29 protein-coding genes and 1 other annotated feature are annotated in these 24859 nt (G+C 49.8%); of the genes, 2 read left to right on the forward strand and 27 right to left on the reverse strand.

Features of this window, described 5'->3' with window-relative positions; genetic code table 11:
- Window position 1: 1 nt before the first annotated feature.
- The 9 genes from pheT to NA986_RS05285 all read right to left on the reverse strand — a co-directional run bounded on the left by pheT (window position 2) and on the right by NA986_RS05285 (window position 8887).
- A complete protein-coding gene (gene pheT, locus NA986_RS05245; RefSeq protein WP_000672402.1) occupies window positions 2-2389 on the reverse strand; it encodes a phenylalanine--tRNA ligase subunit beta in 2388 nt (795 codons plus the stop codon).
- A gap of 15 nt (window positions 2390-2404) precedes the next feature.
- Window positions 2405-3388: a phenylalanine--tRNA ligase subunit alpha gene (gene pheS / locus NA986_RS05250; protein ID WP_000018570.1), complete on the reverse strand. Its 984-nt coding sequence runs from the start codon at window positions 3386-3388 to the stop codon at window positions 2405-2407.
- A 62-nt stretch (window positions 3389-3450) separates the two neighbouring features.
- Window positions 3451-3574, reverse strand: a sequence feature (Phe leader region).
- Window positions 3525-3569 carry a pheST operon leader peptide PheM gene (gene pheM, locus NA986_RS05255; protein WP_001386830.1) on the reverse strand — a complete coding sequence of 15 codons (45 nt, stop codon included), beginning with the start codon at window positions 3567-3569 and terminating at the stop codon, window positions 3525-3527. It overlaps the preceding feature by 45 nt.
- Window positions 3575-3689: 115 nt before the next feature.
- Entirely contained in the window at window positions 3690-4046 is a 357-nt protein-coding gene (gene rplT / locus NA986_RS05260) for a 50S ribosomal protein L20 (RefSeq protein ID WP_000124850.1), read from the reverse strand.
- A gap of 50 nt (window positions 4047-4096) precedes the next feature.
- Window positions 4097-4294: a 50S ribosomal protein L35 gene (gene rpmI, locus NA986_RS05265; protein WP_001124225.1), complete on the reverse strand. Its 198-nt coding sequence runs from the start codon at window positions 4292-4294 to the stop codon at window positions 4097-4099.
- Window positions 4295-4389: 95 nt separating this feature from the next.
- Window positions 4390-4932 (reverse strand): translation initiation factor IF-3, encoded by a 543-nt coding sequence (gene infC, locus NA986_RS05270; RefSeq protein WP_001574431.1) that lies wholly within the window; start codon window positions 4930-4932, stop codon window positions 4390-4392.
- Window positions 4933-4935: 3 nt separating this feature from the next.
- Window positions 4936-6864: a threonine--tRNA ligase gene (gene thrS / locus NA986_RS05275; protein WP_001144226.1), complete on the reverse strand. Its 1929-nt coding sequence runs from the start codon at window positions 6862-6864 to the stop codon at window positions 4936-4938.
- A gap of 332 nt (window positions 6865-7196) precedes the next feature.
- Window positions 7197-8465: a Y-family DNA polymerase gene (locus NA986_RS05280; protein WP_023230754.1), complete on the reverse strand. Its 1269-nt coding sequence runs from the start codon at window positions 8463-8465 to the stop codon at window positions 7197-7199.
- A 2-nt stretch (window positions 8466-8467) separates the two neighbouring features.
- Entirely contained in the window at window positions 8468-8887 is a 420-nt protein-coding gene (locus NA986_RS05285) for a translesion error-prone DNA polymerase V autoproteolytic subunit (protein WP_023230753.1), read from the reverse strand.
- A 239-nt stretch (window positions 8888-9126) separates the two neighbouring features.
- Here NA986_RS05285 and NA986_RS05290 point away from each other — a divergent pair, with 239 nt between their 5' ends.
- The gene (locus NA986_RS05290; RefSeq protein WP_031233000.1) at window positions 9127-9369 is read left to right on the forward strand and encodes a DinI-like family protein; all 243 of its coding nucleotides are present in this window, start codon (window positions 9127-9129) and stop codon (window positions 9367-9369) included.
- Between the two features lie 68 nt (window positions 9370-9437).
- Here the strand turns inward: NA986_RS05290 and NA986_RS05295 are convergent, their stop codons facing one another.
- Genes NA986_RS05295 through NA986_RS05320 form a run of 6 tightly spaced genes read right to left on the reverse strand, consistent with a single transcriptional unit; the run spans window position 9438 to window position 15849 of the window.
- Window positions 9438-10568, reverse strand: a complete 1131-nt coding sequence (locus tag NA986_RS05295; protein ID WP_198910069.1) for a tail fiber domain-containing protein — start codon at window positions 10566-10568, stop codon at window positions 9438-9440.
- Window positions 10569-10578: 10 nt separating this feature from the next.
- The gene (locus tag NA986_RS05300; RefSeq protein ID WP_001113925.1) at window positions 10579-11538 is read right to left on the reverse strand and encodes a DUF6453 family protein; all 960 of its coding nucleotides are present in this window, start codon (window positions 11536-11538) and stop codon (window positions 10579-10581) included.
- Between the two features lie 8 nt (window positions 11539-11546).
- The gene (locus tag NA986_RS05305; protein WP_001110473.1) at window positions 11547-14267 is read right to left on the reverse strand and encodes a phage tail tip protein J-related protein; all 2721 of its coding nucleotides are present in this window, start codon (window positions 14265-14267) and stop codon (window positions 11547-11549) included.
- Window positions 14267-14665, reverse strand: a complete 399-nt coding sequence (locus NA986_RS05310; RefSeq protein WP_000682267.1) for a DUF6950 family protein — start codon at window positions 14663-14665, stop codon at window positions 14267-14269. The genes NA986_RS05305 and NA986_RS05310 overlap by 1 nt, the downstream gene beginning before the upstream one ends.
- A 6-nt stretch (window positions 14666-14671) precedes the next feature.
- Entirely contained in the window at window positions 14672-15256 is a 585-nt protein-coding gene (locus NA986_RS05315; RefSeq protein WP_000967282.1) for a hypothetical protein, read from the reverse strand.
- Window positions 15256-15849, reverse strand: coding sequence for a hypothetical protein (locus tag NA986_RS05320; protein ID WP_094445183.1), 594 nt, complete (start codon window positions 15847-15849; stop codon window positions 15256-15258). Before NA986_RS05320 ends, NA986_RS05315 begins: the two co-directional genes overlap by 1 nt.
- A 162-nt stretch (window positions 15850-16011) precedes the next feature.
- Here NA986_RS05320 and NA986_RS05325 point away from each other — a divergent pair, with 162 nt between their 5' ends.
- A complete protein-coding gene (locus NA986_RS05325) occupies window positions 16012-16233 on the forward strand; it encodes a hypothetical protein (protein WP_088730722.1) in 222 nt (73 codons plus the stop codon).
- On the opposite strand, the gene NA986_RS05330 is transcribed toward NA986_RS05325, so the two are convergent.
- The 12 genes from NA986_RS05330 to NA986_RS05385 are packed head-to-tail and all read right to left on the reverse strand — an operon-like array spanning window position 16201 to window position 24857.
- Window positions 16201-16557 (reverse strand): hypothetical protein, encoded by a 357-nt coding sequence (locus NA986_RS05330; RefSeq protein ID WP_001552342.1) that lies wholly within the window; start codon window positions 16555-16557, stop codon window positions 16201-16203. The two genes, NA986_RS05325 and NA986_RS05330, sit on opposite strands and share 33 nt — an antisense overlap.
- Window positions 16558-16602: 45 nt before the next feature.
- Window positions 16603-19944: a phage tail tape measure protein gene (locus NA986_RS05335; RefSeq protein ID WP_198910068.1), complete on the reverse strand. Its 3342-nt coding sequence runs from the start codon at window positions 19942-19944 to the stop codon at window positions 16603-16605.
- A gap of 57 nt (window positions 19945-20001) precedes the next feature.
- Window positions 20002-20415 (reverse strand): lipoprotein, encoded by a 414-nt coding sequence (locus NA986_RS05340; protein ID WP_048217934.1) that lies wholly within the window; start codon window positions 20413-20415, stop codon window positions 20002-20004.
- Between the two features lie 54 nt (window positions 20416-20469).
- Complete coding sequence (locus NA986_RS05345; protein ID WP_048217935.1) at window positions 20470-20748, reverse strand: phage tail assembly protein T; 279 nt, start codon at window positions 20746-20748, stop codon at window positions 20470-20472.
- Window positions 20749-20756: 8 nt separating this feature from the next.
- Window positions 20757-21146: a phage tail assembly chaperone gene (locus NA986_RS05350; protein ID WP_048217936.1), complete on the reverse strand. Its 390-nt coding sequence runs from the start codon at window positions 21144-21146 to the stop codon at window positions 20757-20759.
- A 27-nt stretch (window positions 21147-21173) separates the two neighbouring features.
- Entirely contained in the window at window positions 21174-21878 is a 705-nt protein-coding gene (locus tag NA986_RS05355; protein ID WP_198910067.1) for an immunoglobulin domain-containing protein, read from the reverse strand.
- A 56-nt stretch (window positions 21879-21934) separates the two neighbouring features.
- Window positions 21935-22282, reverse strand: coding sequence for a tail completion protein gp17 (gene gp17 / locus NA986_RS05360; protein ID WP_001648721.1), 348 nt, complete (start codon window positions 22280-22282; stop codon window positions 21935-21937).
- Window positions 22279-22728, reverse strand: coding sequence for an HK97-gp10 family putative phage morphogenesis protein (locus NA986_RS05365; protein ID WP_010835820.1), 450 nt, complete (start codon window positions 22726-22728; stop codon window positions 22279-22281). The genes gp17 and NA986_RS05365 overlap by 4 nt, the downstream gene beginning before the upstream one ends.
- Window positions 22725-23063, reverse strand: coding sequence for a phage head closure protein (locus NA986_RS05370; RefSeq protein ID WP_020898872.1), 339 nt, complete (start codon window positions 23061-23063; stop codon window positions 22725-22727). Before NA986_RS05370 ends, NA986_RS05365 begins: the two co-directional genes overlap by 4 nt.
- Window positions 23064-23072: 9 nt before the next feature.
- Window positions 23073-23399, reverse strand: coding sequence for a head-tail connector protein (locus NA986_RS05375; RefSeq protein ID WP_001648719.1), 327 nt, complete (start codon window positions 23397-23399; stop codon window positions 23073-23075).
- On the reverse strand, window positions 23399-23596 hold the full coding sequence (locus tag NA986_RS05380) for a DUF7210 family protein (RefSeq protein WP_001648718.1): 198 nt from the start codon (window positions 23594-23596) through the stop codon (window positions 23399-23401). Before NA986_RS05380 ends, NA986_RS05375 begins: the two co-directional genes overlap by 1 nt.
- 43 nt (window positions 23597-23639) lie before the next feature.
- Window positions 23640-24857, reverse strand: a complete 1218-nt coding sequence (locus tag NA986_RS05385) for a phage major capsid protein (RefSeq protein ID WP_010835821.1) — start codon at window positions 24855-24857, stop codon at window positions 23640-23642.
- Window positions 24858-24859 lie beyond the last annotated feature (2 nt).

Consider the following 24859-nt stretch of genomic DNA (forward strand, 5'->3'; position numbering starts at 1 on the left):
TTCAATCCCTCAATGATGCCTGGAATCGCTCTTTTAATGCCTCTACACATTTGGCGACGGTAGCGGCAATCTCCTCTTCTTCGAGTGTACGGTTGGTATCCTGAAGGATCAGGCTGATAGCGAGGCTCTTATAACCCTCCGCAACACCCTTACCGCGGTACACGTCAAATAAGTTTACGCCAACTACCTGATTTACGCCAACTTTCTTACATTCGGATAAAATATCCGCTGCGGGAACGTTTTCTGCAACAACAACCGCAATATCGCGACGGTTGGCCGGGAAGCGTGAAATCTCCCGCGCCTGCGGCACGATACGGTCTGCGAGCTTATTCCATTCCAGTTCAAACACCAGCGTACGACCATTCAGATCCAGTTTACGTTCCAGTTCAGGGTGAACAACCCCAATAAAACCAATACGTTCATCTTTCAGATAAATCGCCGCAGACTGTCCCGGATGCAGAGCCGGATTCATCTCCGCCTTAAACTGGATATCACCCAGTTTGCCGGTTAAATCCAGTACTGCTTCCAGATCGCCTTTCAAATCATAGAAATCAACGGTCTCTTTTGCCAGGTTCCAGTGCTCATCATAGCGGTTACCGCAAATCACGCCAGCCAGCATCAGATCCTGTCGAATACCCAGATTGGCTTGTGTATCCGGAACGAAACGTAAACCGGTTTCAAAAATACGCACGCGATTCTGCTGACGGTTTTGGTTATAGACCACCGTCGCCAACAATCCGCTCCACAGAGACAGACGCATCGCCGACATCTCAACGGAGATAGGGTTTGGCAGCAGCAGCGCTTCTGCGCCTGGATGGATGAGCTGTTGTACTTTAGGATCGACAAAGCTATAGGTAATCACTTCCTGATAGCCTTTGTCGTTCAGCATGGTTTTAACCCGCTTCAACGACAGATCGGCTTCACGGTGCGTCCCCATGATTAAACCGGCCTGGATTGGCTCGTCCGGAATATTGTTATAGCCGTAAACGCGGGCCACCTCTTCCACCAGATCTTCTTCAATCTCCATATCGAAACGCCAGGTCGGCGCCACGGCTTTCCACTCGTCCTGCCCTTCGGTCACTTCACAGCCCAGACGACGCAGAATATCACTGACCTGCTCATCCGCAATATGATGCCCGATCAGGCGATCCAGTTTACTGCGACGCAGCGTAATGGTGGCGCGTTTCGGCAACGTTGCTTCGTTGCTCACATCAATTATCGGACCCGCATCACCGCCACAGATATCAAGAAGCAGACGAGTAGCGCGCTCTATCGCTTTATATTGCAGCGCCGGGTCCACCCCGCGCTCGTAGCGGTGAGACGCATCGGTATGCAGACCGTGGCGACGAGCGCGACCGGTGATAGACAGCGGATTAAAGTACGCACACTCCAGCAGCACATTTTGCGTTTCGCCGTTCACGCCGGAATGTTCGCCACCAAAAATACCGGCTATCCCCAGCGCCTTATGGTGATCGGCGATCACCAGCGTATCCGCATTTAACGTCGCTTCGCTACCGTCCAGCAGGACGACGGTTTCACCCTCTTTTGCCATCCGCACGACAATACCGCCATCAATGCGATCTTTATCGAAAGCATGCATTGGCTGACCCAGCTCGAGCAACACATAGTTCGTGACGTCAACCACCGCATCGATGGAGCGAATACCGCAGCGACGCAGTTTCTCTTTCATCCACAGCGGCGTCGGCGCGTTAACATTGATGCCTTTTACCACCCGGCCAAGATAGCGTGGACACGCATCAGCGGCCTCTACTGTAATCGGCAGCGTATCGCTGATGGTTGCCGTAACCGGCGCCATTTCAGGCTCCTGGAGCGGCGCTTTGTTCAGTACCGCCACATCACGCGCAACGCCGATGATACCTAAGCAATCCGCACGGTTCGGCGTGACGCTAATTTCGATGGTATTGTCGTCAAGCTTCAGGTATTCACGGATATCGGTACCCAGCGGCGCATCCGCCGGCAGTTCGATAATGCCGCTGTGATCGTCGGAAATCCCCAGTTCGGAGAAGGAGCACAGCATCCCTTCAGACGGTTCGCCGCGCAGTTTCGCCGCTTTAATTTTGAAATCGCCCGGCAGAATAGCGCCAATGGTGGCCACCGCTACTTTCAGCCCCTGACGACAGTTTGGCGCGCCGCAGACGATATCCAACAGGCGTTCTCCGCCAACGTTGACTTTCGTTACACGCAATTTGTCAGCGTTCGGATGCTGGGCGCACTCAACCACTTCCCCAACCACAACGCCATTGAAGCTTCCCGCGACCGGCTCAACGCCGTCTACTTCCAGGCCAGCCATCGTAATCTGGTTAGCCAACGCATCGCTATCAATTGCCGGGTTAACCCACTCGCGTAACCACAGTTCGCTGAATTTCATTGTTTTATCCTGCCTTTATTTAAACTGTTTAAGGAAACGCAGATCGTTTTCGAAGAATGAACGCAGGTCGGTGACGCCGTAACGCAACATGGTCAGACGTTCCATTCCCATACCAAAAGCGAAGCCAGAATAGATTTCCGGATCGATACCGACATTACGCAGCACATTCGGATGCACCATCCCGCAGCCCAGCACTTCCAGCCATTTGCCGTTTTTCCCCATCACATCCACTTCCGCAGAAGGTTCGGTGAACGGAAAATAAGAAGGACGGAAGCGAATCTGCAGATCCTCCTCAAAGAAATTACGCAGGAAGTCGTGCAGCGTACCTTTGAGGTTGGTGAAGCTGATGTTGGTATCAACAATCAGACCTTCCATCTGATGGAACATCGGAGTATGCGTCTGGTCGTAGTCATTACGGTATACACGGCCCGGCGCAATAATACGGATCGGCGGTTGCTGCGCTTTCATCGTCCGGATCTGGACGCCAGACGTCTGGGTCCGCAGCAGACGGGTCGCGTCAAACCAGAAGGTATCATGATCGGCGCGGGCCGGATGATGACCCGGAATGTTTAACGCATCGAAGTTATGGTAGTCATCTTCGATTTCCGGGCCAGTCGCCACGGTAAAACCAAGCTCGCCGAAGAAACTTTCAATACGGTCAATGGTACGCGTGACCGGATGCAGACCGCCGTTCTCAATACGGCGCCCCGGCAGGGAGATATCGATGGTTTCAGCGGCCAGACGGGCGTTAAGCGCTGCGCTTTCCAGCTCGGCTTTACGCGCGTTAAGAGCCTGTTGTACCTGCTCTTTCGCGGCGTTAATGACTGCCCCGGCTGCCGGACGCTCTTCCGGCGGCAGATCGCGTAGGGTCGTCATCTGAAGGGTTAAATGCCCTTTCTTGCCCAAATATTCGACGCGTACATTGTCTAACGCGGCAACATCTGACGCCTGGTTAATGGCGGCCGCTGCATTGGCAACCAGCTCTGCGAGATGTGACATGGTTTTCCTCATTGTGTCGGTGAAGACACCGGTTCATTGGACGTAATCTCTCGATTTCAGATACAAAAAAAGCCTCCATCAGGAGGCTTTTTTGCGCTGTTTTTCGTTTCGTTTTTCACGCGCTAGCCTCCTGGGATCAGGTGCTAAAGTAAAAAAAGAAACGGAAAATAGCAGCGTTCATGCTTGCGTTACCTTATGTGGTAAAACCGAATATCCTTTATTGAAAAGGGTTACAGGTCAATTGTCAACTCACTGAACAGTAAATAAAAGAGAGGGAGCCAGGCTCCCTCTTTTCACTGGCTTATGCCAGAGCTGCTTTCGCTTTTTCAACCAGCGCGGTGAACGCGACTTTGTCGAATACGGCGATATCAGCCAGGATCTTACGGTCGATTTCAACAGAGGCTTTTTTCAGGCCGTTGATGAATTTGCTGTAAGAAATACCGTTCTGACGTGCTGCTGCGTTGATACGCGCAATCCACAGTTGACGGAACTGACGCTTACGTTGACGACGGTCACGGTAAGCATACTGACCAGCTTTGATAACTGCCTGGAAGGCAACGCGGTATACGCGAGAACGCGCACCGTAGTAGCCTTTGGCTTGTTTCAAAATTTTCTTGTGACGTGCGCGTGCAATTACACCACGTTTTACGCGAGCCATATGTGCTCTCCTGTATCTATTCTAATTAAAAAGTTAAAAACGTTAACGGCTTATGCGTACGGCAGGCACGCGATAACCAGGCCCAGATCGCCTTTAGAAACCATGGCTTTCGGACGCAGGTGACGTTTACGTTTAGTCGCTTTTTTGGTCAGAATGTGACGCAGGTTAGCGTGCTTGTGCTTAAAACCACCTTTACCGGTTTTTTTGAAGCGCTTAGCAGCACCGCGTACGGTCTTAATTTTTGGCATTTTAATAACTTCCACTTCGCATTGTTAATAAACGAAACATAGGCGAACAAAACCTGTGAAGCCCAAAGGCTTCACAGAATTGTTACTTGAAGGCCTTACTGTTTCTTCTTAGGAGCAAGCACCATGATCATCTGACGGCCTTCGATCTTCGTTGGGAAGGATTCGACCACTGCCAGTTCTTGCAAATCGTCTTTCACGCGATTAAGCACTTCCATACCGATTTGCTGGTGGGCCATTTCACGACCGCGGAAACGCAGCGTGATTTTGGCCTTATCGCCCTCTTCGAGAAAGCGAATCAGGCTGCGGAGTTTTACCTGATAGTCGCCTTCATCTGTCCCAGGACGGAATTTAATTTCCTTCACCTGGATAACTTTTTGCTTTTTCTTCTGTTCCTTAGAAGACTTACTCTTTTCATAGAGGAATTTGCCGTAATCCATTATACGACAAACCGGCGGCTCGGCGTTAGGGCTGATTTCGACTAAGTCTACTCCGGCTTCTTCAGCTTTTTCCAGAGCTTCTCTCAGACTCACAATACCAAGCTGCTCGCCTTCCAGACCTGTTAAGCGAACTTCTTGCGCGCGAATTTCGCTATTAATACGATTCGGACGCGCCGTTTGAACTCGTTTTCCGCCTTTAATACTTTATTCCTCCAGTTGTTGAAGACTGCGGCTGCGAATCTCTTGTTGCAGCTTCTCAATCACGTCATTTACGTCCAGACTGCCCAGGTCTTTACCGCGGCGGGTGCGAACGGCAACTTTGCCTGCTTCCACCTCTTTATCACCACAGACCAACATATAAGGGACACGACGTAAAGTGTGCTCGCGGATTTTAAAGCCAATCTTCTCATTTCTCAAGTCTGCTTTTACACGAATGCCCGCATTTTGTAGTTTCTGCGTCAATTCGTTAACGTATTCAGACTGCGAATCGGTAATATTCATCACGACTACCTGAACAGGCGCGAGCCATGTCGGGAAGAAACCAGCGAACTCTTCGGTCAGGATACCGATGAAGCGTTCCATCGACCCAAGAATCGCACGGTGAATCATTACCGGCACCTTACGCTCGTTGTCTTCGCCTACATAGGAGGCGCTCAGACGAGACGGTAAGGAGAAGTCCAGCTGTACTGTACCGCACTGCCATGCACGATCGAGGCAGTCATATAAGGTAAATTCAATTTTCGGACCGTAGAATGCGCCTTCACCCAGTTGATACTCAAACGGGATATTATTTTCTTCCAGCGCAACCGCCAGATCCGCCTCAGCACGATCCCACATCTCATCGCTGCCGATACGCTTGTCAGGACGAGTGGAAAGCTTGACGACGATCTTCTCGAAGCCAAAGGTGCTGTACATATCGTAGACCATACGAATACAAGCGTTAACTTCATCGCGGATCTGCTCTTCGGTGCAGAAGATATGCGCATCATCCTGCGTAAAGCCGCGTACGCGCATCAGACCATGCAGCGCGCCTGATGGCTCGTTACGGTGGCAGCTACCGAATTCCGCCATACGCAGCGGCAAATCACGATAGGATTTCAGACCCTGGTTAAAGATCTGAACATGGCCCGGGCAGTTCATCGGCTTGATGCAATATTCGCGGTTTTCTGAGGATGTGGTGAACATCGCATCTTTATAGTTGTCCCAGTGCCCGGTTTTTTCCCACAGCACACGGTCCATCATGAACGGGCCTTTAACTTCTTGATACTGGTACTCTTTGAGTTTAGAACGAACAAAGACCTCCAGCTCGCGGAAGATAGTCCAGCCGTCGTTATGCCAGAACACCATGCCCGGCGCTTCTTCCTGCATATGATACAGGTCGAGCTGCTTACCAATTTTACGGTGGTCGCGTTTTGCGGCCTCTTCCAGGCGCTGCAGATAAGCGTTCAGGGCTTTTTTATCTGCCCATGCCGTACCGTAAATACGCTGCAACATCTTATTATTGCTGTCACCGCGCCAGTATGCGCCGGCAGTTTTCATCAGTTTAAAGTGATGGCAGAAACGCATATTCGGCACGTGCGGACCACGACACATGTCGACATATTCTTCATGATGGTACAAGCCTGGCTTGTCATCATGAGCAATGTTTTCATCAAGAATGGAAACTTTGTAGCTTTCACCACGCTTCACGAAGGTTTCACGCGCTTCGTGCCAGCTGACTTTCTTCTTGATAACGTCGTAATTTTTCTCGGCGAGCTCATGCATCCGCTTTTCGAGCGCTTCGACATCTTCCTGAGTTAGCGTGCGGTCAAGATCAACGTCATAGTAAAAACCGTTGTCGACAACCGGGCCGATCGCCATTTTCGTGTGCGGCCAAAGTTGCTTGATTGCGTGACCTAACAGATGCGCACAAGAGTGACGAATGATCTCCAGACCCTCTTCATCTTTTGCGGTGATGATGGAAAGCGTCGCATCATTTTCAATCAGATCGGAAGCATCAACCAGCTCGCCATTCACACGGCCCGCAATGGTGGCTTTCGCCAGGCCAGGACCAATGTCCAGGGCAACATCCATCGGGCTTACAGGGTGGTCATAATGGCGTTGGCTGCCATCAGGAAGAGTAATAACAGGCATGTAATATCCTTATTTGCAGTGGTGACCCATACGCAAGATCACATACAAAGAGAAAATGAATTTATTTACAGTGAGTTGTGTAGCCATCTAACCAACCATTGCTAAATTGGTACACAATCTGGTACACAAATGATAATCCGCTACGCTGGATCTGTCATTTGGTCAAATGATGGTAACACTAAAAAAAGGGAGATTGCACCTTTCTGTTTTATATCATCTGAATCCCAACAACCTCACCGGCTCGCGCATAGTTTAACGATATAGATGATTACTCATAATACCTATGGCTCAGAACTATACTTTTAATCTAACTTCTTGCTGAAGAAGTATATCTACTTGACAAGCAGTAGATCAGAGTACCTGGTAGTGTACCGAGGCGAAAGCATTTCTCTCTTCATAGCCCACTGTTGCTGAATGCCCTCCCCGGCGAAGTACAGCGTCCCCTTCCCGTCTTTTGCGTTAAGATGGTCCAGTACTTCCATCAGCTTCGCACTACCGGCACGCGGCACGTTATCATCAAAAAGGTTGAGTTGCGCTACGCCATGGCTGAAGAAGTCACCCAGCATCACCCCCGCTTTCTGGTAGCGATGGCCGTCGTGCCAGATTTTATCCAGGCACTTCACAGCAGCATTGATAATGTCGCGTGAATCCTGCGTGGGGGTGAGAAGCTTCATAGCAGCGCTGTTCCCGTAGTATGGCTCGTTCAGAGCAAAGGGGGATGTTTTGACAAAAGTTGAAATGAAACGGCAGTACTGGTGTTCGCCGCGGAGTTTTTGTGCCGCTCTCGCAGCGTAGTTACAAATGGCCTGGCGCATATCCTCATAATCTGTGACCCGCTCGCCGAAGGAGCGGCTACAAACGATTTCCTGCTTTACCGGCGCAAATTCTTCAAGCTCCAGACATGGCTCTCCGCGAAGCTCTCTCACGGTACGCTCCAGCACGATATTGAAGTGTTTCCTGATGAACCAGGTACTTTGTTCAGAGAGTTCGAGAGCAGTTTTGATGCCCAGGGCATTGAGCTTCTTACTGATGCGCCTGCCGACACCCCAGACATCCTCTACGGGTATCAGGGCCAGCAGCCGACGCTGGCGGTCAATGTTCGACAGGTCAACCACCCCGTCGGTCTGGCGCTGCCACTTTTTCGCAGCATGGTTAGCCAGCTTGGCAAGGGTTTTCGTCTGGGCAATGCCTACGCCGACAGTCAGGTGCGTGCGCTTCAGAACCGTCGCTCTTATCTCGCGCCCGAAATCTGTCAGATCCCGGCAGCTTCGTATCCCCGTCAGATCACAAAAAGCCTCATCAATGCTGTAAATTTCTACCCGCGGCGACATCTCCTCGAGTGTGGTCATTACCCGGTTCGACATATCAGCGTAAAGCTCATAATTACTGCTGAAGCAAACAACACCAAATTGCTGGAAGCGTTCTTTCTGTTTGAAGTATGGCTCACCCATTGCGATACCGAGTTGCTTCGCCTCGGTGCTGCGCGCAATCACACAACCATCATTGTTTGACAGTACGACAACCGGACGCCCTCTCAAATCTGGTCTGAATACAGTTTCACAACTGGCGTAAAACGAATTAACATCGCAAAGTGCGAACATACTCAGCTCGCTGTTTTAACGATGAAAGTAACGACGCCGAATACGTCCAGCGTGTCTTCGCTGCCGACGATGATCGGCGAATAAGCGCTGTTCATCGGATTGAGCTGAACTGTAGGTCGCAGCTGCAGGCGTTTAACAGTAAACTCCCCATCCACGGCTGCAATAACAATATCGCCGTGTTCAGCAGTTCGTGAGCTATCCACCACCAGCAGATCACCGTCGTTGATGCCTGCATCAATCATTGAATCACCCGTTGCTTTGACAAAATACGTTGAGCTGGGATGAGAAACGAGCAACTCATTAAGATCGATACGCTGCTCAATGTAGTCTGCCGCGGGACTTGGGAAGCCACATGGCACTAAATAACTGAAAAATGGCAGATAAATAATTTCGCGCAACTCTGTAGGTCTGAAAAATTCCATAATCCATACCCAAATACTGTTTTTATATACAGTAGTTTCATTTGAATATACGCGCAAGATACAGGAGTCGCTACGGCTGTTTAATTATTCATCTCTTCGTTTGTAAGTTTCTCTCTCAATTCAAATTATGGGTTTTGTAAATTTTCTGGCGGTATTGCCATATGCGCATATTTAAGCCAGTTTAGAGTCTGGGAACTTTCTGTACAGCGTTGACAGTCCCGCGTCATAAATTATCGCTACTGGCTGGCTGGTTTCTCCGGCCAGCCAGGATTTTTGATGGTTTGCCCGGTGCAAAAAATATCATCTTGGGAGAACTGACCAAGATGGTTCACCGGATCTTCCCCGATGATGATATTCGGGTTAAACCGATGATGACAATGCCGGTAATCAACACTGACGCCAGCAAACATGAAAAGGAACAGATAAGCCGTACTGTTCAGGAAAAGTTTGAAGAGGCTGAAATGTGGCTGATTTCAGATTAAACGCCCTGAACCGTCATATCGCTTAAGTACAATCCCGGAAGCAATTAACCTGCCAATTCAGTTGATTTTTATTTTTGTAAAGCAGCTATAGTAAGTTTCAATTCTGTAATTTGCGCTTGCAGGTTCTGAATGCATCCTAGCAAATCCATTACAATTGGGTTGTTGTCTATAGACGGACGGTCTGCATACTGCTGGTTGACAAGCTGGCCTTCTTCATTGTAAACCTGACTGCCAGGTACCGGAAATTGGTTGTGCTTGACATATTGTGGTGCCACATCTTCAGCTTCTTCTGCAATAATCCCGAAACGGACACGCGCCAGTTCATCGTCCTTATACACGAAATTAACCATACGCAGCCCCATAATGCGCCGCATTGCTTCGCAGGTGTCTGCATCCTCTATATCCTTTTTGTATTCCCTTCCGGACGTCCCCTGTACGGCAAGAACTCCCGGCGATGACGGCAGAAGTGACTCTATCTGGTTTTCGGGGGTATTCTGGTTATTTTTTTGTATTATTGAGCCTCTCGAATTGGCAGCAACTGAAGCTTCAAGAGAGACACGAGCACCAACATCTGCTGCGCCTCGAGAAGTATTCTGTACTCCAAGAATTGCGTACCCTGTTGTAGAAATGTTTACCTGTGAAAAAAAAGGGCTGCTGTTTTGACCAAGGCCAATATTATTTGCCGCATCCGCAGGGGTTGCTCCTCCCGTCCCACCTTGAGCAACACTTAACGGCGTTGTCAGTCCTGTAAGGCTGGTAATATCTGAGTTGTTCCCTTTTTTAGCCTTGTCACTGACGCTGTTGATTAACTTTTTCGCTGACGGCCCCGTTGTCTGGCTGGTATCAGGAAGCGTAATGGTTACATCACCGTCCGCAGTGAAAAATTGCTGCCAGTTCTGCTTATCGTAATTCAGTCCTCGCAATGCCTCAGCGCTTTGAGCCACCAAGGCAGCCGTGACCATGTTCAAAGCAACACGAGGCACGGCAGACCACGCAGCGCCGGATTGTGTCGGGCCTGTGTAAACACTAACCAGCGTCAGTGATGTATTGTTATTTACTGCTTTAACCGGAAGTGTATAAGGGATGCCGCCGACAGTTACGACAATAAAATCGCCAGCAGCAAGTTCTGCTGTAAACGCTGTGCCGCTGCCAGTAACAGCATCTGTGTCATTGGTAAGAGTTAAGGTTCCTGCTGACATGAATATTTCCTCAATACATATCCGGAAGGACAAGAATTGGCATATTGATATTTTGATTAAATGTCATATCAAATCTGTTGTCATTGTAATTACCAACAACCTGATTATACGCTGACCGGATGCTTCCACCTGACATTACCACGCCCTTTTTCCTTATATTAAAATATCCATCCACTCGTCTTGACTGCGCACCTGTAAATACTATCTGGCAATATTTATCACCTATGTATTGATTATTGTCTGTTACCGTTAGCTGCTGGTCATATACAAATGGGCGCTTCACTGTTGAAAATGTCACCTGCCCAGCCGAATTAGTCATGGTAATGCCATCACCGGCTACAGGCGCGGTATTATTGAAAATTACCAGTTCCATTGTTACAGATGCGGAAACATCATCCCGTCCTGAGTAATTGATGTCTCTTACAATAATATTTGCTCCGTCAAATCCTACAGACACATTATTGTTATCCCACTTCCCGAATGGTATTCCTGATACGGGAAGCGCCATCGAGCCGTTGACTGTCACCGTGCCAACATAAGCACATGTCATTAATCTTGCCTGATTCGAAATTGCAGTGAAATCAGTAGAGTTGGAAACGAGAAGTCCTTCGTTGTAAGTAGCAGCAGGGAGAATTTCAAATACAGTTCCTGCCCAGTTTGGTATTCGCTGGTAGTTTCCCCTGTTTGTACCGTTAACAGTCACACCGTTGTCTCCGTTTCTTGTAACGGATGTCATATATATCGGTAAAACTATCCATGTCTGATTGTCTGCGAACTCCTGAACGTCAACCGGACGTGTCGGTAAAACAAAAACTGTGGAGCCTGACGTTAATGGAGTATTAACCTGAAACTGGTTTGCCCCCGTACCGTAACCAGCAAAACTTGTGCAGAATGACGGGGCACGGAGCCCCGCTGTAATCGCCATCGCAGGACGGCCATCGTTATAATCTATCAGTATTCCTTCCGGCATATTTCACCTTATGTCCATCGTCCAACAACAACACGACCACCTCCTGAGAGATTTACTGTGATCCCATTGCCGTCAATGCGAGTAACGTTATTCACTCCGTTAAATGCAAATTCACCGCTGTCGGCATAGAGTTTCCCATGGAATTCTGGGCTACCAGATTTTGGTAAATTCCATCCGCGTCCACCACCACCGGGGATAAAGTTTGCAGACTGAAGTGAATCGGTAATTTTCGCAAAATCGATGGATGCTTCCTGAATTAATGCGCTACGAATAAATACCTGTCCGTTATAGACGAAGAATGCAGCCTGCCAGTTGCCGGGGTTATTACCGGAATAAATGCCGAACTGTTCCGCGGCAAATACAACGGTAGATTTATAGCTATTCCCCGATGGCTCGATAGACATGCCGAATCCGGTGTTATATTTCACACCGTTCCTGACAATCCCCATATTGAGTGTGTAAGAGGCTTTTGCAGTCCCATCACTATTTACCTCAGCTGTCATCTTCTGGTTAACGGCTGATGTAAGGCTACCTTCAGGGCCAATCTGCGCCTGAACATATGTGGACAGGTCAGCAAGTCCCTGCTCAGCAGTCGCTACCGTGGTTTTCACGACCAGGATATCGGCACGTACCTCACCGTACTGCTGATACTGGTGCTCAACAGTACCGTGGTTCGCCAGCGAATTTTCCATAATTCCTTCGAGGTTGGTATCGACCCCATCTTTAACATTCTGGAATGCATCTGATTTTTGGATGCCGTCATCAATAAGGTCCATCAATTCACCGGTATCCATCGAGCATAATGCCGGCACTTCAACGAATGCTGATGCACCGAAAGCGTTAATCGTCCTGATGTACCAGTAATAGGTGTGACCTGCCTGTAACTGATTGCTGGTCCATGTGGTACCAACTCCCTCTCTGCTGGCATTTCCCTCAACAGTTGAAGTGGATGTATCGGGGAGTTTTGCCTCCCCTGACGTCCAGAAATCAAACTGCGTGGAAACGTTGGTTATGGCCGCAAGTCTGGGGATCATCGTGACTGCAAAGAACCCCTGCTCAATATCGACGTGCGATGGCGGCGGAGGCGCTTCAATGCTGAACTCCAGATAACCTTCCGGCGATTCTGCCCCCATCTGGTTAACAGCAATAACATGAGCGGTATAGGTATCTTTTGGTAATCCGTTAAGACGCGTGAACGTCCCGGGGACCTGGACGGACATGACCATCTGGCCATTGCGACGAATGATCACTTTGTTGTAGACCACCTGTCCGATGTTCTGCCATGACAAAATCCCCTGTACGACCTGACCAATTTCCTCCACGGTGTATTTCAGGTTCTGCGGCTGCGCCACGCCGCCTGATGGCAACTGAGTAAACGGTGGTCGCTCGATCGGTTTACCGATGACATCGCCCCAGACATCTGCTGTTTCCTGCTTCAGTGTCAGTTGGACGCCATTCTGAACGCCGAACTTCCAGTCAGTTACCCGCATCTCAACATTCACGATACCGATAGACGGGAAATTCACCTTCACATACATTCCAGGGCGATAACGGTACCCACTCAGATTTAACGTTACGTTCATCGTCCTGGCGATGCGAGTGCGCTTTAACTTCACGTCTGCCAGACGCTGGGCCTGAAATTCAGAGGTCACAAATCGCAGCTTCATATCCTGCGATATTTCTACTCCGTCTTCCGTCACCCATTCACCGACAGACACAGAGGGGAAATCAGCTTCGGTATACCCCTGTTGCGGATCAACAAACGTCCCCTTGATGGTGTTAACGCGTTCCGCCTGAGAGACTTCCGGCATGATTTCGATATCACCGGCCAACTGGCTTTCAGTGATCACTTCGGTAGCTGGTCCGTAATACGCCCCGACCAGAAGGCCATGTTTGCCAGCTGTATACGTTACATCCCCGGCGCACGCTGCCAGCATCCCTTCCAGAATACTGACTTTGTTTTCACTGAGATCGAACTCACCGTTGATGGTATAGCGCTTCTCAACAGTATTGCCGCCAGTAATCACATCCTCATCACAGATATTCGCCGCTTCCTTAAACTGGTCCCAGAGAATATCGGTGTCAGGAACTTTCAGGTAATTGCGGTAATAGTCCAGGATAACCAGCGCCGCATTATTGCTGTAACCCGTTAACCCGGTACGCGGGTCATAAATAGCCCGCCCCTGCTTTTCTACCTTGATGTTAGGGATACCTGCCGGGAATTTTTCGGCATTGAATTTCAGGGATACGCGCAGCCAGGTGATCCCTTTCCCGATCATATCTTCTTTCCATGACGGGCAGTTTTCCAGCATGTAAGGATCCGCCGTCTGTCGGTTGGTGTGCACCTCGAAAAAGGCATGCTCAGGATAGCTACTGATCGGTTCGTCACCCAACCAGACAGTCTGTACACCTGATAACGGGTGTCCCGCCAGGGCAATGGCCAGATGCAGCATTTCGCCATCATCCTGTTCGCCAGCCTGCTCTTCGGAAAAGAACAAAGTGCCCGCCGACGTTGAGCGACCGTAAACAACGGTTTTGGCACTGGCCGCAGCGCGCAGAACCTGTTTGCGTTCAGACGTATCACGGTAGGAATTCAGCGACGGGGTCTTGGTCAGCGCCTGAGTGGCAATCTGTGCGGCGACGGTGATAACCATCGCAATGGCATACATTTCATTTGCCGCTGCCACACCTGCGGCAATGGTGGCAACAATAGGAACAGCAGCAGGCATTAACGTACCCTCCAGACACTCAGCGGTTTAACCCGCAGTCGGACAAGACCATTTTCTCCCGGAACCCATACAACGCCGGAATACACCACTCCGGCACACCGCGCCCCGGAATTTTCAACAATGGCAATATCCCCTCGCTGCGCCAGCTTCACCGGTACTTCATCGAGATATCGAGCAAACACTTTTTCAAGTGAGCCGCCACCGCGAAGAATCGCCTTTTTTGCTCCCATTTCGCTGTCATACGTTCCGCGCCAGCCTTCCGCAAAATCTTCGCCGCACATGGCCTGAACGCAGTCCGCAGCGAACAGGCAGCAGTCATGACTGCCCCATAAAAATGGCCGCTTCTCAGCGGCCCTTATTACGGTGATTAATCTGTTATGCCAGTCCGGATGCTTCATGCTTCCTCACTTATAGATAAATCCTGGTGCATCTTTTTTACTGCCCCAATAAATCGATCGTTCAGCCATCTGCGCCACATACCGGAATATACGGTCGCCGGGATAAGCGGCCTGCTGCGATTCATCGGTATAGCGATCAGGGAAAGGACGCTGCCAGTCTTCAAAAATATTACTGATGGTGTACTGCAGGGCGTTCTTACCGCCAGCGGTCGCTCCTGTGCTGGATACGCGCCCTTTGAACAGGAGATCGGCCACCTGGACAACACCGTTATCATCCATGGCCACCAGATAGATTTCGGCATTTCTGCCCACACATCGCTCATTCAGCATGGTGGCAAAGAGAGCCATATCCAGCCCTGAGAGGGTCATTTTGACCTGCGTGGGGCTGGTCGTGCTGGTTTCACTGGCATCATCAACAGAACCCATACGGCCCATGCCGTAATAGACATAACCACCAAGAATCAGTGTCCCGGTACCGGAATGCACATAGACGGTACCGGATTCAAACTGAATATTGGCGGCGATCGCGGCCGTCACCCTGTCGCGGGATAACCAGTCCACCATCGAATCAGAAAAGGGGGAATACAGCATTAGAATGCCTCCTCAAGCTCCAGCGTGTAACTGGTAAAAACACCCGGCACTCGGTTACCGGCACCCTGCTGGTTATCCTTCAGTTTGAAAATGCCGTAGGGTTTCGCGACTTCAATGGCTGCATTAGCAGGCGGCGAACTACGCAACATCGGGGCAAATACAATCATTGCGGTACCGTTCGCTGCGCTCGTCACGTCGGCCGTAACCATCTTCAGCTCGTCATTAACAGTGAAATAATCGCCCTGTCTGAGCACCACTGCTCCCGGCGTCCAGCCCTTACTCTGGATCTGGGTTCCGGTCTGGTTAGCGCCATCAACAACAGGCACGCCCGCTGGTGTTCTGCCACTTCTCCCCCAGTCGCGAACTTTTACCCTGCCATACTCGCCATCGAGTGAAGCCACCAGAGCATCAATGCGCCTGGATTTTTCATCCGTCAGGTTATTGAAGGTCAGGGAACATACCCAGCGGGTACCGGGGAAGCGAGCTGTCTGCGATGAGCCATTGAATGGTGAGCGAAAAGTTTTGGTATTACTTTCTGGTCGCCATGTCAGCGACGCGGGACAGACATCTTCCGGCCATTCAAGTGCAGCCATAAATGCTCCTGGATAAATACGTGCAACGTCGGTACTGATCATTTGTCAGGATGTTACTAATAAATATCCCTGGTTAAAGTGTGTGGTTCAGCCCGTCAGTGGTGGGACACTGGCGCACTCAAAAAAGGAGGGATGGCTGATTACCTCTAAGAAAGGATTAAAATGGATATTGAAGTATTAAAAAGAAGCCTTGACCGAACTGATGCTCTTGAGTCGGTCGTTAGAGAACTAATAAGTGTGCTCACGCCTGAACAACTATCTGCTTTTCAAAGCAACACAAAAAAGAGATGGGAGTTAGCTGAAAAAAATGCTCCGTCTGAACTCGCTGATACAATATCCAGAACTAAAGCTTTAGCTCTGAAATTGTCTGGTATTGGAAATTAAATTTTGCTTTGCGTTATCTAATGCAGCATTAACATTTGAATCAAATGCGGCCTGATTTTGGGCCGCTTCAAAAATCTTCGAGACCATTTTTTCAGCATGCTCTTTCGCCCGCTGATTGTACCCTTCAAGCGTAAGTTCTGGCGTTAAGTCTTCGCTGTACTGGATAGTAGCTAAGGTTTCTTTGCCAATTTTCACCGACACATTACTGCCAATGCGTTGTGTCGATGACATGCGTAAATTTTCTCCGAAGGAAATTCTTACTCCATTCTCTTTCGGAAACCCTACTGTAAATTCAAGTGGCTCAACTCGTTGTTCTAAAGTCATAATTATCTCCCTCCTTTCGGCTAATTAAATTAATGATGCAGTCCATCACACGCCTAACAAACGACGCGCCTGCCCTCGATTAGAAAAATCCTGAAGCAAATCCTGACGCGCCTGTTTAGCGCCATCGTTCGCCCCCAGCCGGGCTGCTTCCAGCATTGCCTGTTTCAGTGCTGCATCACCATTACCGGATATGGTGAAATGCTGGGTGATGTGCTGAGTGATGCCATTTCCGGCTGCCGGAGACTGTGAACCAACCACACGAACTCCTAACGATCCGTCAGCGGAGCGGGTTAACGGCATAATAGCTTCCGGCCCAGCTTCCCCCATCAAGCCTGCGCCTTTGGCGAAGGCAAAATAGGTAGGCGAACTGACGATGCTGTTACTGTATGCGCTGAGGCTTGCAGAAGCATAGGCGCCACCTTTTGCGTTAAGTTGAAGTCCTGACGCTGCTGAGTTGTAAGCGCCGGACGGAGTACTGCCAGATACAGCGCCTGCGCCCGCCCCAAACATACCGCCGATTGAACTGAAAAAACCGCTGTTACTGGTTGAGCGTAAAGAATCCACCAGCATCGCATTGAGGATAATTTTCTGCATAGACTGAAGCACAGAACTGGCCCAGTCCTCCCAGTCGACCTTATTACCGGCCAGTGCATCAGAAATGTTACCCACCAGCCCGGACATTGCGTTATTCACCAGGTCAGCAGACTGAGATGCGTAATCAGAAGCAGTGTCAGCCCAGTTCGCAAAACCTTCACGCATACCCGTTGTCCAGTCACTGCGCTGGGCATCAGAGGCTGAGTAGTAAGCTTCCTGATCTCGTAACCTTTCATCGAGATAACGTTTATTCAGAGCCAGCCCCTCCTGATAAAACGTTTCGTCAATTTCACCAGCCTGGCGTTGGCGTAACAGGGCTGTATTCTTCTCTTCAAACTCTTTGCGGATATTGAACTGTTCCCGCATTCGCTCTCGGAAACGGGTGCCTTGACCATAACCAAGTAACTCCGCATCATTAGCGGCGCGTGAACTGGCGTTGCTATCAGCTAAGTTTGCCTCGTAATTACGCAATTGTTCACGTAGTTTAACCTGATCAATAAGTGCAGCATTGCGCATTAATTCGGCTTTTTGCGACTGACTTAATGTCGAGAGTTCCCCCTGACTAACCTGATATTTAACTTTCGCTAATTCAGTATTTTGGCTTTCAAGCGCGATCTGCTCTTTTTGCTGCTTAATTAAACGGTCATAGGTATCTACCGCCTTTTCTTCATCGCTCTTTGGTCCTTTCTTTTGCGGTTTATTAGCCTGGTTATTCCGCCACTCTTCTAAGCCATTGTTAATTAACTCCTGACGGCTGGTCTGGTAACGAGGGTCGTTAGAAGCGAAGCCAAGATCATCAGCAGAATAACTTAATCGTAAGCGTTCTCTCTCCTCACCTTTACGGCGAGATAATTCAAGTTCACGCCTACTTTTTTCAAGCGCATCTGTTTGTTTATTATCAAGAGTCGCCTGAGGAATACGCAACGGGGAGTTAGTCAGGCCTTGCCGTGCCCTGAGTAATTCATTACCTAACCCCAGCAACCTATTGAACTCAGTATGTTGCCCATTCATGTTCACCAGAGACTGATATTCTGCGTTCTGTCGCCAGGCTCGCTCTTTAATCAGGTCATTACGCCGCCTTTCGTTTTCCTCAAGAGCTTGCGATACCGATCGAGATTTTTCTCTCAGTTGAGCAAGTTTTTCTTCCTCAATTGAGATTTGATCAGTCAGTATTGAAATTGACTTAAGAATATTGAGGGCGTTTTCCTGATTTATTGCTGGATCATTCCTCGCTTCATTGAGTTCATTAATCCGGCGATTCAGGCTGGCTACACTTTTTTCCTGTTCTGTAATCAGCCTTTTTTGTTCTTCCAGTGCTGTGACAGTCTGGCTACGGTTACTGTCCAACTCAGGAAGAGACATTTTCGATGTCTTCTCTTTGATCTCGTCAATCTGGTTTGCGTATTCGCGGGCAGATTGTCGGGCCTGTTCCTGATTCTGGTACATGGTGTACCAGGCACCAGCGCCGAGCATCAATAATCCTGGCAGACCACCAACCAGTGAAAGCAGCCCTGTAGCTCCACTTTTGACTAGTCCCATCACAGATGTCGCAGAGTTAAGAGCCTGCTGTGATGCAGTAACAGCGCGGTTAGACTGAACCAGTGCAGCATTAGCCGTAATCATTGCGCGACGTTTGGCAATCACGTTCTGGGTTGCCGTCGCTTCTGCATTAGTATTACGGGTAAGCTCAAGTTCCATTTGGGCCAGTTGATATGCTCTTTCAGCTGCAATTGCATCAGCTGCTGCTTTTCGTTGAGACTGTGTTGCTGAACTGGCGCGGGCGGCAGCGAGCGCAATCTCATTTTTACGTGCATCGATCAGTTGTGCTGTTTGCCCGCTGAGATCACCGAACATACCACCAAGAAACCTTGCTCCACCAATAGCGGCAAGAGCACCAGCGGCAGCAGCTACGGTGTTAATATTATCTGAAATGGTATTGAGAACACCGGTCAGTGCGCTTGTCGCGCCGGTCGCTTCATTAGCCCCGCCAACCCATGCCATGAAGGCATTTTCAATTTTTGTTGATGCTGCCGCCACTGTCTGCGGCATAGCGCTGTATTCTTCGCGAAGTGATCCAAGCTGGCTGATTAGAGCGGGCACCACCTTGTCAGCGGTTAATTGCCCCTGATCGGCCATAGCTTTAAGGTCTTTTCTGGCTACTCCCATCCCTGAAGCAAGGGCACGAATTACACGATCTCCATTTTCATTGACAGAGTTAAACTCTTCTCCACGAAGGACGCCTTGCGCCAGCGCCTGGCTGAACTGGGTGATTACTGAGCTAGCTTCAGATGTGCTGGCGCCAGACAGCTTAAGTCCCGTTGAAATAGCTTCGGTTACTTTCAGAACCTCTTCTGAACTGTAACCATATTCGCGCATGGAAGCCGCCGAACGAGCAAACAGGCTGGCGTTATCTGAAAATGCGGTGCCGGTTCGCTGGCTGATATCCATCAGCGCACGCTGTGATTCTTTAAAATCATCAGTCGATTGCGATGCCTGCTTTAACCTTGCGTTAACCGAACTCCATTCATCCGCCAGAGAAATAAGGTGCCCAGTGGCATATGCGCCTGCAAAAGCGCCAGCCAGGCCCATAGCAGAAGCCTTTGCTGAATTAAGCTGACTGGTTACCTCCGCCAGCGCTTTCTGTGTTTCTCTTGATGCTGCTGCCGCCTGACGCCCGCCATTTTGCATGGTTCGGTAATAATCTTGTCCGGTGCGTGAAGCGCGCGCGATCTCCGTCTGGAAAGACTGGGAGTTAGCCGAGATTTTAATTATCAATTCACGGAGTGTCGCCATATTTCACCTAATAAAAAACCCGCTTTTTGGGCGGGTGTCTTTAATTCAAGAATTAACTTAAAAGGCTGTAGGTGAAAATCTGAAATCGCCGTTAGCCCCGTATCCAACCCGGTATATTAATACCTTATCTTTTACTACTTCAGCCCCAACCTCAACCATACCACCAGCACACCAGCCATGCGGAGTGGCACTTAAAACATGCCGACCTGGATTTGGGTAGAAGGTCACTTTTTCCCTTGAATCAATATCTGCAATTGGATTTCCGTCAATATAAATACTGATAAGGCACGCACTACCCATTAGTCCGGAATCTCTTTTGACGACAACTGTCCCGGTATCAGCAGAATTATTAACGATTTTTTTATCCCAAATTCTGTCAGCAGAAACACTTCTTGCTTGTTCTGTAGAAACGGGCTGCGTAGAACATCCAGATAATAGAGCGATAGCAACAACCAGAAGTAATTTATTCATATCCCTATTCCATGTTTAGAAGGCAATAAATATTAATGTGGAATGATTACAATGTCACTGAGTTGCTGCTGTTAATGCAGCCTCAAGCCCTGCAAACGGGTCCTTCGGTGCTGATTGTTCATCACCACCCCAGCGCAGGATCGCATCGTCCAGCGGTACTTTCGCCCCCTGTGAGCCGTAGATGGCAGAGACGATCTGCGCAGCCTGGATATCACCACGAATATCGCCAATGGGGCTTTGCCTGTCGAACTCAATCCACATCAGTAGCTCGCTTGCTGTCATGGTCTGGCGAAGCTCTGAGAGCGTGCGCCCCATGCGGAGCGCAAGCGACATCAGAAACTTTACGCCGGGGGTTGCGACTTTTCCCGCGCTTCGTCCGCACTGTTGATGAGGTCAAGCGCCTGTTTGAGCAAGCGTGAATGAACGGGTCCGTAAATTTCACGTACCTGTTCTTCTTCATCGACGCTGAATACCGGTTGCTTGTTGGTATCGCAAAGGACATCAATGAACAACACCACGTCAGCACAAAGATTACGGTGTGCTTTTTCTGATACAGATACCTCGCCTTCTTCATCAGTACCTGATTTTGCAATTTCCTGCCAGCGTAGCCACCCTTCGCCAGAAGGTTCCCGCAGAACAACCTTCACACCGCCCCATTCAGGGACCGTAATGATTTTATGACGAAAGCCTGACATTTTAGCCAGCGCCAGTTCTTTAAGACTTTTAGCCATTTTTTATCCCTGATTAAAGAAGATGAGTTATGCCACCGTTACTGTGCAGGTTGATGAGGTAACTTTCCCGGCAGGCGTGGAGGCGTCAGTAACCTCACAAACATAATCACCGGCATCACCTGCGGCAGTGTTTGACTTGTTGAACGTTGCAGTCGTCTGCCCACTAACTGCGCTACCGCCCTTCTTCCATACGTAGGAATAAGGTGTGGTTCCTCCCGCTGCTACTACCGTCAGTGATAAAGCTGATCCAGATGTTACGGATTTGGTATCAGGCAGATCGGTGGTAAGGCGCAGCGCGTTATCAATTTTCGTTGGCTTACCTTTCAGACGTAGCGAGAACGTTGCAGACACTACGCTGTTTGTCCCTGAAGACCAAGTGTGCTGGCGAACTTCAGCCAGGAACTGGAAGCCGATCCCGGAAGGGAAAATGATTTTGAAGCCATAGGTGGTGTCGTTGTCATATGCTTCACGCAGGGCATCCTGTGCAGGGTTAGAGTAAAAGTTACCCGACATTGAGATTTCTGACTGAGCGCCCAAGCCGTTAATATTTTCCTGTTCTGTAGAACACAGCGTTGTGACGTCGATATCCTGTTTCTGGCCACCAGTGAATTGCACCTCTTTAATGGTGCACTGCAAATCCAGATACGTTGCTGAACCGACCGTTTCTGGCGTTGCCGGGGCAGAAGTGATCTGAATCTTCGTGCCCTGTGATTTTTCATAAAGTGAGGACATAACTGTCTCCTGAAATAAAAAAACCCGCCGGAGCGGGTGGTATGGTTTAGGTCTGGTCAGACGGTGACCTGAAATTCGAGCGTGGCCCGGTGATAGCGCAGATCAGGCTCATAAGCTGGCGTTTTAACAACATTTGCAGGCCTCAGTACCTGCAAAGCATCCAGCGCCATATTCCTGATCGTGCGCGCCTCAGTGATGCTGCTGGAATAGACATCGACCTGCACCGAAACAGATGACTCTGCCTGGCCGCAGAGAACGTCTGCGGCCACGTCGGTAATAATCGAGAAAATTACCCAGGGCGGCGAGACTGAGGGCTTCCCGTCACTGCCGAGCGGTGCAACGTAGGGATAAACCCGCCCTCCGGCCAGCGGTGCCAGCAGAGGATAGAGATCGTCTTCCGTCATTTGCTTAATGCCTCGTCAATCGCCTGGTTCATACGCCTGATCGCGACCTCCGTCGCCTGCTCCAGGCGAACATCGAACGCGGGGCGAACAAACGGATGAGGCGGCATATTTACAGTCCCCATCTCAACAAACCTCCAGTAAAACGCATTTCGCGGATCGCTGGCTTTCATGGTGTTGTCGCTATTACCGGTTCGCATGTTGCGACCACGGATATGTACGCCGGAAGTAATTTCACCGCGGCGTCGTGAGCGCTGAGTCAAAACGACCACGTTTTTCTTCAGTTTTCCGGTTCTCTCAGGAGCGCGTGCGATCACTTCTTCCTTAAGCACTTCTGCCCCGGCGCGTGTGGAATCACGCAAAACCTTGTTATTTTCAGCGCGGCTAAGTAACTCCAGGTCTTTTGCTATGTCATTCAACCCGGAAAAGTCGAGGCTCGTTTCAATCATTTTTCGGCCCCCTGCTTGCATAAAATTTCGAGCTGAACACCGCGAGAATCAGAAATCGGTGGGCCAATGATATTCAAAATGGCACCCTTGAACGGTCCAGTGATAACCCTGAGTCTGGACGCAGCAGTTATATCGTTACGAAATCGTGTCCAAACCCTGATAGTGGCTACAGCGGTTTCAGCACCGGCCGCTACAATTTCACGGCCACTGATGCCTTTGACTTCTGCCCATGTACTCGCACCGTCATGCCACGTTTCAACAGGCTGGCCAGAAGGATCTCTGGATGTTGTGATGTTCTGAACTACCACCCTGTCTCTCAGTCTTCCGGCCTGCATAAAATCCTCCTACACACCGTAAATTCGGTATGGCTGAAGCAGGGCTTCAACTGCAAACGGGACATCTGTAGCGGTCTGACCGACGGCCACTGATTCTCTGTTGGCATACCAGTGACCTATCAGCAGTAACATGGCCGCCTTAACATCATCATTGAGGAGAATCTGGTCCGGATCTTCTGCGTAGCCTGGGCTGCTTTCATTTTCATAGAGCGTGCGGCGCGTCCATGTCTGGACGTACCGGGCTGCCGCACCTGAGTAAATCTCCAGCAGAGCATCATCACCCGTAAAATCGGTATCAATGCGACAATGCTGTTTCACCACAACAAGCTCAAGCATCACTTTCTCGCCTTTTTGTCTGCTTTTGCTTCCGGCTGTTCCGGCTGTTCCGGCTGCGCAGAGTTATCGACCTCAATCAGATGTGCATACCCTTTATTAATCAGTTCGCGTCCGTGCTGCTCAATGGTTTCGAATACCGAGCCTTCGGTAACCACTTCGCCGTTTATGTACAGCGGCTTTTGTGCAATTATTTTCATAGCTCACTCCCATAAAAAAGCGGCCCGCAGGCCGCAGCAGGTTTTATGCGCCAGCAGGTGCCGGGACAGTGAAGGAACCATAGATGAATGCTTCCGGACGTTTGACTGCCAGTGCCAGACGCTCTTCACAACGAATTGAGATCATGTTTTTCTCAAAATCGTCGGCGTTTTCAGTGGAAATAACCACATTGGCATCCTCACGATCAAAAATCTGCGCACCAGCGTTAAATGCGCCTGTCAGGAACTTGCCCTTAAATGCCGCAGCTTCGGTCGCCACCACCGGAAGCCCCCACAATGTCGGGCCAGTCAGACCTGATGGATTGGCAAGGATATAACGCCCAAGCGTGTCTTTAGTGAGTTCGATTTTTGCCCAGTCGATAAAGTGCAGAACATGCCCTGACGCCGGGAAGCGCGCCAGTTGCGCCTGCAGCATTGCCAGGCGCAGGTCATCAATGCCGTTTTGCTGTTCAACCCTGAATTCTGCACTGAAGGCCGAAGCCTGCGGAACGATACCGTGCAGATGAACGCCGGTACCGTCACCAAAAAGGATTTCCTGCTCTTCAACATATTTCAGGCCGTAGCGCATTTCGGCATCAACGGTGGACTGTAACTGTGCGAAGTCATCCAGAATCTGTTTTGACGCCTTGAACATATGCGCAATGGTGGTTACCGGGGTGATCTTCGTGGCGAACGCAATATCGCTGTACGGCTTGGTGGTGTTCTCCGCAACCACGGCGGCTTTGTTGGTAAACCCCGTTTGCTGAACCCAGAAGATTGCCGGAGATGATGTGCGACCAGGTGCAATCAGATCACGTATAAACAGGCGTTGTTTGGGGGTAGTATCAATACCCGGCAGGCGCTGAGGCTCTACCACGCCTTCAGCGACACCGGAGGAGATAAGTGCAGCGTTTACCGGGATGCTGACGCGTTTCCCTCCTTCCACGCTGGCGGAAAATGTTTTAAGAGCTTCCGCAGAAATGACCTGTTGGCCAACCGTCTCAACAATATGTTTTGCATTGGCCAGCGGCATCTGCGCAACATGCTGCTCAAGTTCCCCTATTGCCGCCTTCAGCGTTTTTTCAGCTTCACGCAGGGCGTTAAATTCAGACGCCATCTTGTCAACGGCTGCCTTTGTTTCTTCTGACAGTTTGCCGGACTTCTTCGCTTCTTTAAGTGCATCTTCAGCCCTGGCATTAAACTTATCCGTCGCCTCTTCAATGCTGGCGGTAACTTTTTTCAGAATTTCATTTACTTCAGACATAA

Source organism: Salmonella sp. NW177 (genome assembly GCF_051811585.1).
Lineage (GTDB): Bacteria > Pseudomonadota > Gammaproteobacteria > Enterobacterales > Enterobacteriaceae > Salmonella > Salmonella enterica.